12 protein-coding genes and 4 tRNA genes are annotated in these 12,272 nt (G+C 36.2%); 10 read left to right on the top strand and 6 right to left on the bottom strand.

Annotated elements, in window-relative coordinates; translation table 11 throughout:
• Positions 1 to 25: 25 nt before the first annotated feature.
• From Q4503_RS12990 to hemA, 6 genes are all read right to left on the bottom strand, one after another.
• A complete protein-coding gene (locus tag Q4503_RS12990) occupies positions 26 to 1,282 on the bottom strand; it encodes a DUF819 domain-containing protein (protein WP_303602523.1) in 1,257 nt (418 codons plus the stop codon).
• 52 nt (positions 1,283 to 1,334) lie between these two features.
• A complete protein-coding gene (locus tag Q4503_RS12985) occupies positions 1,335 to 2,162 on the bottom strand; it encodes a tetratricopeptide repeat protein (protein ID WP_215974471.1) in 828 nt (275 codons plus the stop codon).
• Positions 2,163 to 2,192: 30 nt separating this feature from the next.
• Complete coding sequence (locus Q4503_RS12980) at positions 2,193 to 2,561, bottom strand: SirB2 family protein (RefSeq protein WP_215974472.1); 369 nt, start codon at positions 2,559 to 2,561, stop codon at positions 2,193 to 2,195.
• 24 nt (positions 2,562 to 2,585) lie between these two features.
• Positions 2,586 to 3,425 carry a peptide chain release factor N(5)-glutamine methyltransferase gene (gene prmC / locus Q4503_RS12975; protein WP_303602574.1) on the bottom strand — a complete coding sequence of 280 codons (840 nt, stop codon included), beginning with the start codon at positions 3,423 to 3,425 and terminating at the stop codon, positions 2,586 to 2,588.
• A 60-nt stretch (positions 3,426 to 3,485) separates the two neighbouring features.
• Positions 3,486 to 4,574, bottom strand: coding sequence for a peptide chain release factor 1 (prfA, locus tag Q4503_RS12970; RefSeq protein ID WP_215974473.1), 1,089 nt, complete (start codon positions 4,572 to 4,574; stop codon positions 3,486 to 3,488).
• Between the two features lie 166 nt (positions 4,575 to 4,740).
• Positions 4,741 to 6,009: a glutamyl-tRNA reductase gene (gene hemA / locus Q4503_RS12965; RefSeq protein ID WP_215974474.1), complete on the bottom strand. Its 1,269-nt coding sequence runs from the start codon at positions 6,007 to 6,009 to the stop codon at positions 4,741 to 4,743.
• Positions 6,010 to 6,228: 219 nt separating this feature from the next.
• On the opposite strand from hemA, the gene lolB reads away from it, so the two are divergent.
• The 10 genes from lolB (at position 6,229) to Q4503_RS12915 (ending at position 12,270) form a co-directional block, all read left to right on the top strand.
• Positions 6,229 to 6,873: a lipoprotein insertase outer membrane protein LolB gene (lolB, locus tag Q4503_RS12960; RefSeq protein WP_303602522.1), complete on the top strand. Its 645-nt coding sequence runs from the start codon at positions 6,229 to 6,231 to the stop codon at positions 6,871 to 6,873.
• Between the two features lie 46 nt (positions 6,874 to 6,919).
• Positions 6,920 to 7,861 carry a 4-(cytidine 5'-diphospho)-2-C-methyl-D-erythritol kinase gene (gene ispE, locus Q4503_RS12955; RefSeq protein WP_303602521.1) on the top strand — a complete coding sequence of 314 codons (942 nt, stop codon included), beginning with the start codon at positions 6,920 to 6,922 and terminating at the stop codon, positions 7,859 to 7,861.
• A gap of 90 nt (positions 7,862 to 7,951) precedes the next feature.
• Complete coding sequence (locus tag Q4503_RS12950; protein WP_215974477.1) at positions 7,952 to 8,899, top strand: ribose-phosphate pyrophosphokinase; 948 nt, start codon at positions 7,952 to 7,954, stop codon at positions 8,897 to 8,899.
• Positions 8,900 to 9,138: 239 nt separating this feature from the next.
• Positions 9,139 to 9,768: a 50S ribosomal protein L25/general stress protein Ctc gene (locus Q4503_RS12945; protein ID WP_215974482.1), complete on the top strand. Its 630-nt coding sequence runs from the start codon at positions 9,139 to 9,141 to the stop codon at positions 9,766 to 9,768.
• Between the two features lie 47 nt (positions 9,769 to 9,815).
• Positions 9,816 to 10,400, top strand: a complete 585-nt coding sequence (pth, locus tag Q4503_RS12940; RefSeq protein ID WP_303602520.1) for an aminoacyl-tRNA hydrolase — start codon at positions 9,816 to 9,818, stop codon at positions 10,398 to 10,400.
• Positions 10,401 to 10,487: 87 nt separating this feature from the next.
• Complete coding sequence (gene ychF / locus Q4503_RS12935) at positions 10,488 to 11,579, top strand: redox-regulated ATPase YchF (RefSeq protein WP_215974479.1); 1,092 nt, start codon at positions 10,488 to 10,490, stop codon at positions 11,577 to 11,579.
• 182 nt (positions 11,580 to 11,761) lie between these two features.
• A tRNA-Met gene (locus tag Q4503_RS12930) sits at positions 11,762 to 11,838 on the top strand.
• Positions 11,839 to 11,879: 41 nt separating this feature from the next.
• A tRNA-Leu gene (locus tag Q4503_RS12925) sits at positions 11,880 to 11,964 on the top strand.
• 25 nt (positions 11,965 to 11,989) lie between these two features.
• A tRNA-Gln gene (locus tag Q4503_RS12920) sits at positions 11,990 to 12,064 on the top strand.
• Positions 12,065 to 12,195: 131 nt separating this feature from the next.
• Positions 12,196 to 12,270, top strand: a tRNA-Gln gene (locus Q4503_RS12915).
• Positions 12,271 to 12,272 lie beyond the last annotated feature (2 nt).

Genomic DNA, 12,272 nt, shown 5'->3' with positions numbered 1-12,272 from the left:
AAAATACAAAATAAAATTTTACACGTTAACTGCCAATAATACGTAGCAATTGTCCACACATCCACGCCATATAGGTACCTAAAACATAACCTAATACCGCTAATAACACCCCAACAGGTGCTAATGAAGGATGAAATGCCGAAGCAATAACAGGAGCAGAAGCAGCTCCACCAACATTCGCTTGGCTACCTACGGCTAAATAGAATATAGGCGCTTTGATCATTCGACCAACAATTAACAATAAAATGACATGTATTGCCATCCAGATTAGGCCGATAACAACATATTTTGGTGCTTCAACCACTTGTGTAACATCCATATGTAAACCGATGGTGGCAACAAGTATATAAAGAAAGCTACTACCTATTTTTGACGCGCCAGCAGCTTCAAGTTGTCTTGCTTTAGTAAAGGACAATGTTAAGCCAATGGCCGTTACTAAAACGATAACCCAGAATAATTTACTGTGTAAGCTGAATTTTTCTAATTCAGGGTAATTGGTTGTGAAAAAAGGTACTAATAAGTCGGCAGCAAAATGGGCTATACCGGTAGCGCCAAAACCAATAGCAATAATAAGCATAAGATCTTTTAGCTCAAACCGTCTCGCATTATTGCGTTCAAAATGTTCAACTTTATCAATGAGTCTATCAATGCCCGAGGTATCAGCACCACTTTTCGCATCAATACGCTTATGGTTAGCAGCAAAATAAAGCAAACAAGCCGTCCATAGATTAGCAACAACAATATCAACGGTTACCATGATGGTAAATATTTTACCGTCAGCACCATAAATTTCTTTCATAGCAAGCATATTTGCACCGCCACCAATCCAACTACCAGCTAATGAAGCCATACCACGCCATACTGCATCAGGGCCAGTTACACCTATTAATTCAGGCCAAACGGCAGACACTGCTAATAAGGCTATCGGTCCACCAATAACAATACCAACAGTACCTGTAAGAAACATAATAATTGCTTTATTACCGAGCGCTGCAATCGCTTTAATATCAATACTTAGTGTTAATAAAACTAAGCAAGCAGGTAATAAATAATATTTTGCAATATCATCAACGCTACTGACTTGGGCACTAACAATACCAAAAGTATTCAATAATGAAGGAAGTAAATAACAAAGCAATAATGCGGGTACATATTGATAAAACTTCTTCCAAACAGGATGTTGACTATTGGAAGTATAAAAAATAAAACCTAAAATCAGCGAAAGTAAACCTAATACAACGGCATCATTTGTTATTAGTGGCATAGCCAAAGAGGTAGACATTTATTTTCCTATTTTTTTAACTGTATAAATAGCTATTTATAAATAAAAGGGATTAATGAAAAGTAGTTTCACTTAATGTAATGTTATCAAGTTGCGCTTTTAATAATTGTGCCGCAGGATCTTTTGGACACTTCTCAACAAAATAACGATAATCATCAACCGCTACTTTAAAGCAATCTAACTGGTGAAGCAAAAAGCCACGATCACGGCGTTGAAGTGGATCGTCAGGATTTAATGACAGTAATAAATCAACACATGATAATGCTTGTTCAAAAGCCTTATCACGAATTAAAGCATTCTTTAATGCACTTAAATGCTCTGCCAAAATGGCTTCTCTATTCATGCTAGAAAATTCATGTTGACTAGGGTCCCCCTCAAGCTCTTCAAGACGTAAATCAAGTTCGTGCCAATCTAAAGATTCTCCTGTAACAGGATCAAAAATAATAGCATATTGCTCATCACAACAAAGACGAACCATAACTTTATTTGGTACAAAAACTATATCAGCACTAAAATCGCAAGCATTGATAATTTCGCAAAGAAGAACTGCTTTAACAATAGGCGACATTGAACGTTGATTTAAACTAGCTGCCACTTTAAAAGCGCTTATCGGCCAATGTTTTTTATGATTATCAATAAATAGGTGTTGATAGAAAAGTTCATTCATTAACACTTCACTTTTATCTAAAGGCGATACAATTTCGGCAATAACAGCTTGGCATTGTTCAATAATAGTTTCTAAAGTATCAAGTGACGGATCAAAACTACTTATAAACTGTTCAGCTGAGTTAACCTTAAAAATATAATCTTCAAGTAACACCAGTGTTTCTAATAAATCTTTTTCTTGAGATTGAATTTCGGAAAGCAACAATGTATTCATAATGTTTAATTAGTAGTGTTATTAGTATTATTATAAGAAAAAGATTGCTTCGCGTGTCATGGCTAGTTTCATTATTAACATAAACCATCCAACAGCACCAAAGTAACCTAAAATTCGCATAAATTTATTTCTAGCAAGCTTCAGCGCATAATAACCCGTGAATATATAGGCAACTATTGCTAATAATTTTTCTCCTAACCATAACTGCTCAAACGGGTTAATTGAATATTGAACAGCCATAATTACGCCAAGCGTTAGCAATAATGTATCAATAATATGGGGGGTGATTTTTACCCACTTAGCTTGCAATTTAGGTGAATTAGCTAGTAACCATATAAAGCGTAAAGTTAAAAAACTTATACTCACTACTGCTAAGGTCATATGTATATGTTTAAACATAATTAACTCCTGTTATTATTTTATTTATTTATTTAAAAAAGTAGCCCATGTAATACGATCATGGCCATTTAAATCCTGTTCTGTTTTCGGATTATCAAAGCCTAATCCAGTTAATATATTTCTAACGTCCTCTCCTTGAGCAAAACCATGTTCAAAAAATAATTGTCCTTTCACCGTTAAAAAGCTACGTGCTAGTGTCGCAATATGCTTTATATCAGCCAAACCATTCTCCTTAGCAATAAGTGCAGAGTCCGGTTCAAAGCGAACATCACCTTGTGTTAAATTATGATCATCGCAATCAATATAAGGTGGATTTGAAACAATTAAATCAAATTTTTTATTTGCCTCTACATTAGAGAACCAATCACTTTGAAAGAAAGTGACCTGTGGTAATCGACAGTTCTTTGCATTAAGTTGTGCTAGCGTTACCGCTTCCATATTAAAATCAAGGCCACTGACATTCCATGTTGGGTTTTCACTTGCTAAAGCTAATGCAATAGCCCCAGTGCCTGTACCTAGATCAAGGCAACGAATGTTTTCTTTATTCTGAAATTGCTCAAGCACTGATTCAACCAAGGTTTCAGTATCAGGTCGAGGAATAAGTGTTGCTTTAGATACAGATAAAGGTAATGACCAAAACTCTTTTATACCGGTAATGTACGCTATTGGCTCGCCTTGAATACGACGAACAAGTATCTGTAGAAATGAATGTAATTGTTCATCACTGAGTAATTTATCAGGCCAAGTAAGTAAATAACTACGGTCTTTGTTAAGGACAAAAGATAATAAAATTTCGACATCAAGCTTGGCACTATCAGAAGTTTCTTCTAACAGTGCGTAGCCTTGTTTAATTAAATTAGCAATCGTGTTATCACCAATTAATCGTACTTGGTAGGACGCCGATGATAATAAATTAGCCACAGATTAATGTTGCTCAGCAAGCTCAGCCAATAAATCAGCTTGATTTTCTTGCATAATAGGCTCCATAATCAACTGTAGACTACCTTCCATAATTTCATTTAAACGGTATAGAGTTAAATTAATACGGTGATCACTCATGCGGCCTTGAGGAAAGTTATACGTTCTAATACGCTCAGAACGGTCACCACTTGCTACTAAGTTACGACGAGAAGACTCTTCTTCACTACGACGCTTCTCATCTTCAGCTTGTTGTAACCTTGCTTGTAATACAGACATAGCTTGAGCACGGTTTTTATGTTGCGAGCGCTGATCTTGACATTCAACCACAACACCAGAAGGAATATGCGTAATACGAATTGCTGAATCAGTTTTGTTAACATGCTGACCACCCGCTCCTGACGCTCTAAAAGTATCAACTTTTAAATCAGCTTTATTAATTTCAATGGCTTGCGACTCAGGAATTTCCGGCATAACAACTACGGTACATGCTGACGTGTGGACTCGACCTTGAGATTCAGTTTCAGGAACACGTTGAACACGGTGACCACCGGATTCAAATTTCATGTGTCCATAAACACCTTCACCATTAATTTTCATAATTAATTCTTTATAACCGCCCTGCTCACTTTCGTTGGTATTCATTACTTCAATTTTCCAACCTTGCTTTTCGGCATAACGACTGTACATACGAAATAAATCACCCGCAAAAATAGCCGCTTCATCACCACCGGCACCAGCGCGAATCTCAACAAAACAGTTATTATCATCATTAGGATCACGTGGTAGTAAGAGAATTTGTAATTCTTCAGCTAGATCGGTAACAGCCTTTTTAGCTTCTTTAAATTCTTCTTGCGCCATTTCACGCATATCAGGATCATCATCTTTAAGCATTAATTCTGCAGTGGCAAAATCATCTTCTGCAGTTTGGTATTGATGAAATACGGAGGTTACTTCATCCAAACGTTTGAATTCTTGTGATAAAGCACGAAATTTTTCTTGATCACTAATAGTTTCAGGATCGGATAATAAGGCTTGAACTTCTTCAAAGCGCTCAGCTAAAGCTTCAAGTTTTTGATAAACGGACGATTTCATTAAAATAATCTTTCTTATAAAAGGGGGTTTACACTAGGTTTTAAACTAAGGAAAACTAAACTGAGGTTATTCTAGCACAGACATTATTTTTCTACAGCAGCTAGTTTATTGTCAGAGAGGATTAGTTTTACTATCAGATGTACCTTACAACTTATGACGTTGAAACCTACTCTGAATTGTCGATATTAAATATGTCGCGAAGATAAATTAACTTATCTAATTCACCGCCTTGTGCAGCCGATTGTAGGGCACTCGTCGGCGCATGCATAAATTTATTCGTTAATTTAGTCGCTAATTCACCGATAACGGCTTCTGAATTTTTACCACTTTTTAATTGTATCAATGCTTTTTCAAGTAGTTGATCACGCTCACGTAAGCACTGTTGTCTAAAATTAATCACGGTATCTTGAGTATTTAACCCTCGAAGCCACGACATAAAGACATCAGATTGATTATCAACAATACTTTCTGCTTCCACGGCAGCTTTACGACGATTCTCTAAATTTTGCGCAATAATGCTTTGCAAGTCATCAACGGTATATAAAAACACATCATCTAAATCACCTACTTGCTCTTCTATGTCTCGAGGTACAGCTAAATCAACCATAAAAATAGGTTGATGACGCCTTTTCGCAATGGCTTGTTCAACCATACCTTTACCAATAATTGGCAAAGTAGAGCCTGTTGAGCTAATAACAATATCTGCTCGACACATGTGTTCAGGAATTTGTGCTAGCGTAATAACTTCAGCACCAATTTTCTTCGCCATTACTTCAGCGCGTTCAATAGTACGATTAGCAACCGTAATTTTTCCTACGTTATTTTCATATAAATGTTTAGCAACTAATTCTATTGTTTCACCTGCACCAACAAGTAAAACTTTGGTTTTACTTAAGCTGGCAAAAATATGTTTAGCTAAATTAACACTAGCAAAGGCAACAGAAACAGCACTTGCACCAATCTCTGTATCTGTACGGACTTGTTTCGCCACACCAAAAGTACGTTGAAATAGTCTGTCCATTACTAAGGCCATAGAGCCGGCAGCCTTAGCTTGGCTATAGGCTTGTTTCATTTGCCCTAGAATTTGAGGCTCACCTAATACTAAAGAATCTAAGCCACATGCGACTCGCATCATATGATTAACAGCATGTTTATCCTGATGCCAATAGAGACTAGGTAAAATAATAGAAGCAGGAACATTGTGATAACTTTCTAGCCATTCAACTAAGCGTGCTTGAGTTACTTTAAAATCTCCCTCTTGCACAATATATAGCTCAGTTCGATTGCAAGTCGATAAAATAGCGACTTCACGGCACCCTACTGCTGATAACATTTCTTGTAAGGCAGCAGAAAGCCTATCTGGGTTGAAAGATATTTTCTCTCTTACCGCAACAGGGGCAGTTTTGTGATTAATTCCAACAGCAACTATGGACAATGTAATAAACCTATTGATATTTTACTTAGTAACGACGTAAGTATAATGCAAACGTCACTTTTAAAATATGATCTGTGATAAATATCACAATAATAATGAATATTTTACAAAATAACCGCGCTAATTAAAAGGAATTGCACAGAGTAAAAAAGTTATCTTGTTGAATTGCATAAATTGCTGTGTTCAAATACTTATCTATTTTTAGTGGCGCTACAAAAAATGTTAAGATTATCTCCTTCATTATTCAGAATACTATTGCTTATCAGTTTCCTCGTCTCTGGCTGTGCCACTAAGCCTATTACACCATCACAAAATCACCATGAAATAATGACAGAACAGCAAAGATCAGCCCAACTATTGAGCAAAAGTGCATGGCAATTAAACGGGAAAATAGCCTTTATTCAACAGCTACAAAACAAAAGTAAACGTGAAAGCGCCTCATTAATTTGGCAAGTAAATGAAAAGCAACACACACAAGAATTGAATTTAACGAGTTACTTAGGCATTAATGTTCTTCATCTAAAATCTAATAAAAATCAACATTTAATTAAAGTCGACGGTAAAGAGTATCGAGGTACAAATTTATCAAACTTAATATATTCTCTAACCGGCCTAACTTTACCGACACAAGCATTAAACTTTTGGTTAAAAGGCTTACCATATCAAGCAGATGACAAGCTTCAAATTAATGAAATTACACGTTTACCTGTAAATATATCAAGTTATTACAATAACGAATTATGGCAAATAACATACGCTAACTATGAATATTTTAATAACATAAACATGGCCACTCAATTTACAATAGAAAAAGATGATTTATTAATAAAAATAGCTGTTAAAAATTGGCATTTTATTGATTGATCGCAACATTTAATTCCCTTTAGCTTCAGAATTTAAGTCAATATAAATGAACAATAGTATTAATAAATACACGAATAAATTTTTTTCGTTCCCATCACCAGCAAAATTAAACTTATTTTTACATGTCGTAGGGCAACGTAGCGATGGTTATCATGAACTAGAAACATTATTTCAATTTCTGGATTATAGCGACACAATAGAAATATCAGTTACTGATGACGCAACGATTGATCTATTAACACCTATTGATGGTGTGAAAAATGAAGATAATTTAATTGTAAAAGCAGCATTGTTACTTAAACAAGAAGTAATTAATCAAGCTGAGTCCGAACAACAGGCTATTATATTAAAGTCGTTGGGTGCAAAAATACGTATTGATAAAAAACTACCTATGGGTGGTGGTTTAGGCGGCGGCTCTTCCAATGCTGCGACGATTTTAGTTGCATTAAATTACCTTTGGGACTGTCATTTATCAACAAATGAACTGGCAAAATTAGGTGTTACTTTAGGTGCTGATGTACCAATTTTTATACACGGATTTTCTGCCTTCGCCCAAGGGATTGGGGAAAAGCTAACCCCTGTAGCACCTGAAGAATGTTGGTATTTAGTCAGCAAACCCAACATCAGTATTTCAACTGTCAGTGTTTTTACCTCACCCGACTTACCAAGAAAAACAACTAAATTAACAGCTAACAATTTTGACTCAATCTATTGTGATAAAGATTTATTTAACGATGATAAGTATCATAACGATTGTCAAATTATGGTAATTAAACATTACGATGAGGTTGCCAAGCTACTAGCTTGGTTGATAGAATACGCACCGTCTAGAATGACAGGAACAGGTGCTTGTGTTTTCTCACGTTTTTCTAGTGAGAAAGAAGCCATTGAATTACAAAAAAAACTTCCTTTAGGGATAGAATCTTTTGTTGCCCAAGGCCTTAATAAATCACCCTTTACTTCTGTTTTCGAGAGTTTAGAAAAATAACGAATCAAATAATTTGTTAGAATGAACGCTCTCAATACGCGTGAATTTTAGCTACTACGATTAATGTCAAAAGTTTCTGAGGAACTGACTGTGCCTGACATGAAGATTTTTGCGGGTAATGCCACCCCTGAACTGGCCAAGCAAATAGCAAATCGCTTATATATTACTTTAGGCGACGCCAAAATTGGTAGTTTTAGCGATGGTGAAATAAGTTTTGAAATAAATGAAAATGTTCGCGGTAGCGATGTTTTTATCATTCAATCTACCTGTGCACCTACTAATAATAACCTAATGGAATTAATTGTGATGATCGATGCATTTCGTCGTGCATCAGCTGGCAGAATTACTGCCGTTATTCCTTATTTTGGTTATGCTCGCCAAGACAGACGTGTACGTAGTGCTCGTGTGCCAATTACAGCAAAAGTAGTTGCTGATTTCTTATCAAGCGTTGGTGTTGACCGTGTATTAACGGTTGATTTACACGCAGAACAAATTCAAGGCTTCTTCGACGTACCTGTTGATAATGCTTTTGGTACCCCTATTTTATTAGAAGATATGAAAAACCGTGAGTTAGATAACCCGGTTGTTGTTTCTCCTGATATTGGTGGTGTTGTTCGTGCTCGTGCTGTTGCCAAATTACTTGATGATGCTGACCTAGCGATTATCGATAAACGTCGTCCGAAAGCTAACGTTGCACAAGTAATGCATATTATTGGTGATGTAGAAGGCCGTGATTGTATTATTGTTGATGATATGATTGATACCGGCGGTACATTAGCTAAAGCAGCAGAAGCATTAAAAGAACATGGCGCAAAACGTGTTATTGCTTATGCTACTCATCCTGTTTTATCAGGAAATGCTGCTGAAAATCTTAGAAATTCTGTTATTGATGAAGTTGTTGTAACTGATTCAATTCCATTATCAGAAGAGATTAAAAAGCTTAAAATGGTTCGTCAATTAACATTAAGCGGTATGTTAAGTGAAGCCATTCGTCGTGTATGTAACGAAGAATCGATTTCAGCGATGTTTGATCACTAAAAGTTAGTGCTCCATTGAATATAAAAAGCAGATATTATTTTTTTAATATCTGCTTTTTTATTATCAATTAACAACAGAGTTAATAATTGATAGCTTTACACTAAGGCTAGTGTTATCATGCCGCGCCTTTTTATCTAGATAATCGTCTTTATTAACGATTAAACGAGTTAAAAAGCAAACATCCTTGTTTTTGGTCGCAAAAAACAAGATTAAATTTTTTATACAATATAAGAGTATATATCATGACTGATTTATTTACTTTGGATGCAGAAGTACGTACAGACTTAGGGAAAGGTGCGAGCCGCCGCCTACGTCACGCGAATAAAGTTCCTGCTATCCTTTACGGTGAAGGCAAAGAATCTATTTCTTTGACTTTAGAACACAAAAATGTTTTACGTGCTCAATTAGAAGAAGCTTTCTATTCTCACGTATTAACATTAAATGTTGACGGCAAGCCTGTTGAATGTCTAATTAAAGATATGCAACGTCACCCGTACAAAAACATTATTATGCATTTAGATTTTATTCGTATTGATGCAAAACATGCTATCCATACGAACGCTCCGATTCACTTCCTTAATGAAGAGAACGTTGTTAAGCTTGGTGCTACTGTAGCTCATCATGTTACAGAAATTGCTATTTCTTGTTTACCAAAAGATTTACCTGAGTTTGTTGAAGTTGACCTAGCTGATTTAGAAGTTGGTCAAACACTACATTTATCTGACATTAAATTACCTAAAGGTGTAACATCAGATGAATTAGCAAAAGGCGAAGCTCACGATCAAGCTGTTGTTACTGCTAACGCTGCTAAAGCGCAAAGTAGTGATGACGAAGATGAAGCCGCTTCTGAAGATGCAGCTACTGAATAATCAATATTTATTCAGTTAGCTATTTAACATAAAGATGAATAGTTAATATGACTATTAAGTTGATTGCGGGGCTAGGTAATCCTGGCCCCGAATATACAAAAACACGTCACAATGCCGGTGTTTGGTTTGTAGAAGAACTAGCACAGCGCAACAATATTACCCTCCGCCCTGAAAAAAAATACTCCGGCATTTATGGTAAAGGATTAATTGGTGGTGAACTAGTTCACTTAATCATTCCAACTACCTTCATGAACCGAAGTGGCCAATCTGTTGCTCCTTTAGCAAATTTTTTTCGTATCCCTGTAGATAATATGCTTATTGCACATGATGAATTAGATATGTCTCCTGGTTGTATTAAAATAAAGCAAGGTGGTAGTCATGGTGGTCATAATGGCTTAAAAGATATTATTGCGCGTATGGCAAATAATAAAGATTTCTATCGTTTACGTATTGGTATCGGTCACCCTGGTCATCGAGATAAAGTTACCGGTCATGTACTCGGTAAAGCACCAAGTAGCGAGCAAATCCTTATTGATAATGCTATTGATGAAGCAAGTCGTTGCTTTGATATTTGGCAGACTGAAGGCTTACATAAAGCCCAACAACGCTTACATGCCTTTAAAGGGGTGTAATCCAAACTTATTTTGACAATAATTTACTAAATACATAAATTATTGTCGTACCAATCAAATATACACCAACCAAAACAGGTAAAAATTATGGGATTTAAATGTGGTATCGTTGGCTTACCCAACGTTGGAAAATCAACTTTATTTAATGCACTGACCAAAGCAGGTATTGAAGCTGCTAACTTCCCTTTTTGTACTATTGAACCAAATACTGGTGTAGTACCCGTACCTGATCCTCGCCTTGATCAACTTAGCGCTATTGTAAAACCAGAACGCGTACTTCCAACCACTATGGAATTCGTTGATATTGCTGGTTTGGTAGCTGGTGCATCTAAAGGTGAAGGTTTAGGAAACAAATTTCTAGCAAACATCCGTGAAACTGATGCTATTGGCCATGTAGTACGTTGTTTTGAAAATGACAATATTATTCATGTTGCTAATAAAGTCAGTCCTATTGATGATATAGATGTTATTAATACTGAATTAGCATTATCAGATATGGACACAGCAGAGCGTGCTATTTTTCGTTTAGCTAAAAAAGCGAAAGGTGGAGACAAAGATGCCAAGTTTGAAATACCAGTATTAGAAAAAGTATTAAAACACGTTGAAGAAGGTAATATGCTTCGTTCTTTAGAATTATCTAAAGAGGAAAAGGCTGCAATTGAATATTTAAACTTTTTAACAATTAAGCCTACTATGTATATTGCTAATGTTAATGATGACGGTTTTGAAAATAATCCTTACCTTGAACAAGTTCAAAAGATTGCCGATGCAGAAGGCGCTATTGTAGTTGCTGTATGCGCTGAGATTGAAAGCGAATTATCTGGAATGGAAGATGAAGACCGGATTGAGTTTATGGCTGATCTGGGTTTAGAAGAACCAGGATTAAATCGTGTTATTAATGCCGGGTATTCATTATTACACTTGCAAACTTACTTTACTGCTGGTGTAAAAGAAGTTCGTGCATGGACTGTTAAACAGAATGCTACTGCCCCACAAGCTGCTGGCGTTATTCATACCGACTTTGAAAAAGGTTTTATTCGTGCAGAAGTTATCGCATTTGAGCATTTTATTGAGTTCAATGGCGAATCTGGTGCGAAAGAAGCAGGAAAGTGGCGACTTGAAGGTAAAGATTACTTAGTTAAAGATGGTGATGTGGTTCATTTCCGTTTTAACGTGTAAATAAAGTAAGTACAATTTTTGCGGCTTATCCGTTATTTATACATTTTTCTGTGTAGTTAACGATCAAATTGCGCATCCATTAGCCAAACAAACAAAAAACTGTGTTTTTTTAAAAAAAACGGTTGACGGATGCCAATCAGATTAGCATAATACGCGCCACTTGCTGAGAGGCAAGATGGAATGGCTACATAGCTCAGTTGGTTAGAGCACATCACTCATAATGATGGGGTCCCAGGTTCGAGTCCCGGTGTAGCCACCATTTCATTTAACTTAGGTTTTATGAAGTATAAAAAATATTGTGCGGGTTTGGCGGAATTGGTAGACGCGCTGGATTTAGGTTCCAGTATCGCAAGATGTGAGAGTTCAAGTCTCTTGACCCGTACCATTTTTTATACAAGTAAATACATTGCAGGGATATAGCCAAGCGGTAAGGCAGCGGGTTTTGATCCCGTCATTCAGAGGTTCAAATCCTCTTATCCCTGCCATTTACTTAAAAGTGTAAAGAGTTAATTGTCAAAACGATTTTGCTCCGCATCGATGTCAGAGGTTCAAATCCTCTTATCTTTGTAATTTACTAAAATCTATTAAGTAAATAAAATGTAATTACTCCCCCTGTAGGGATATAGCCAAGCGGTAAGGCAGCGGGTTTTGATCCCGTCATTCAGAGGTTCAAATCCTCTTATCCCTGCCATT

The sequence above is a fragment of the Colwellia sp. 6_MG-2023 genome, assembly GCF_030547765.1.
In the GTDB taxonomy this organism is placed as follows: Bacteria; Pseudomonadota; Gammaproteobacteria; order Enterobacterales; family Alteromonadaceae; genus Colwellia.
This window is presented reverse-complemented; position numbering and strand designations above follow the sequence as displayed.

Excerpts from the sequence above, each read along its gene's own strand:
- prfA (WP_215974473.1), bottom strand. The coding sequence starts at position 4,574 with ATGAAATCGTCCGTTTATCAAAAACTTGAAGCTTTAGCTGAGCGCTTT.
- pth (WP_303602520.1), top strand. The coding sequence starts at position 9,816 with ATGACTATTAAGTTGATTGCGGGGCTAGGTAATCCTGGCCCCGAATAT.
- lolB (WP_303602522.1), top strand. The coding sequence starts at position 6,229 with ATGTTAAGATTATCTCCTTCATTATTCAGAATACTATTGCTTATCAGT.
- Q4503_RS12980 (WP_215974472.1), bottom strand. The coding sequence starts at position 2,561 with ATGTTTAAACATATACATATGACCTTAGCAGTAGTGAGTATAAGTTTT.
- ispE (WP_303602521.1), top strand. The coding sequence starts at position 6,920 with ATGAACAATAGTATTAATAAATACACGAATAAATTTTTTTCGTTCCCA.
- ychF (WP_215974479.1), top strand. The coding sequence starts at position 10,488 with ATGGGATTTAAATGTGGTATCGTTGGCTTACCCAACGTTGGAAAATCA.
- Q4503_RS12985 (WP_215974471.1), bottom strand. The coding sequence starts at position 2,162 with ATGAATACATTGTTGCTTTCCGAAATTCAATCTCAAGAAAAAGATTTA.
- Q4503_RS12990 (WP_303602523.1), bottom strand. The coding sequence starts at position 1,282 with ATGTCTACCTCTTTGGCTATGCCACTAATAACAAATGATGCCGTTGTA.